Annotated in this window: 2 protein-coding genes; both read left to right on the top strand. The window is 47.2% G+C overall.

Translation table 11 applies throughout. The features are described 5' to 3' along the window. Window positions 1-414, top strand: a 414-nt coding sequence (locus OC610_RS28190; RefSeq protein ID WP_264432942.1) for a hypothetical protein, incomplete at its 5' end; no start/stop codon positions are given. A gap of 3 nt (window positions 415-417) precedes the next feature. Next, window positions 418-723 (top strand): hypothetical protein, encoded by a 306-nt coding sequence (locus OC610_RS28195; RefSeq protein WP_264432944.1) that lies wholly within the window; start codon window positions 418-420, stop codon window positions 721-723. Window positions 724-863 lie beyond the last annotated feature (140 nt).

Genomic DNA, 863 nt, shown 5'->3' on the forward strand with positions numbered 1-863 from the left:
GAGGATTGTCCGGGAAAAGGTAAATGTACTCTTGAACAGGGCGATCAAGCCCCTGAACAAAAAACGAGTGTCAACGAAGGTAAACCCAAGCTTCCAGATGTCGAATGGACAAATCACGGTAACAAGCATGTTTCTCCAAAGGCGCCCTGGCCTGCCGTCATAAAGTCTACTGCCAACGGTGGTGCTGCCAGATATTTACCGGGCACTGATATCGAAGCACTGGAGCGTTATGTTTTTGCAAATGGACAAAGTGTTAATAATGGGAAACCTTGGAAAGTTATGGACCTGGGACGAACGGTCGGAGCAAACGACGGCAAAGAAACTCGATATATGAGAGTTGAATTGAGCGCCCGCACAATACATGGCCACCCGATATCCGAAGAATCGTTTAAAAAATACACCAAGAAGAAGTAATTGATGAACACTCAGAAAATAAACGAGCTTGGCGGAAAAATAACATTTGATGATATTTCGCATTTAAACCAAGCAACGGAGCCATCGCTGCTTATAGATGACCTGAAAGAGGACCTGTTTCAAGCTAGCTTCCCCTTGGATCAAATTTTGGATATCGGTTGGTACCCGGAATTTTGTAAGGATGGCCATTTTAGAGTCGTTCTGATATCAGAATCTAACTGGGACACTCCAATACACTGTGAATACGCAGAGAACTGGGCGGAGCTGGAAGAGGTACTAACGAATGCGCTAAGTAAACTAAAAAAGTAGGACTTGGCAATAGGGGCAGGCGAGTTGAGTTGATGCTGCCTGCTAAACGGCTTTCGCGAGCAGGCTCGCTCCCACAACGGATCAGCTAAAAGCCTGACACAGACTACTCGGCCAACGGGGCTGCTGCGCAGCCCAGCGGG

It is taken from the genome of Pseudomonas agronomica, from assembly GCF_025917275.1.
Taxonomy (GTDB): Bacteria; Pseudomonadota; Gammaproteobacteria; order Pseudomonadales; family Pseudomonadaceae; genus Aquipseudomonas; species Aquipseudomonas agronomica.

What these genes read in the sequence shown, in the direction of transcription:
- OC610_RS28195 (WP_264432944.1), top strand. Translation starts at nt 418, where the DNA reads ATGAACACTCAGAAAATAAACGAGCTTGGCGGAAAAATAACATTTGAT.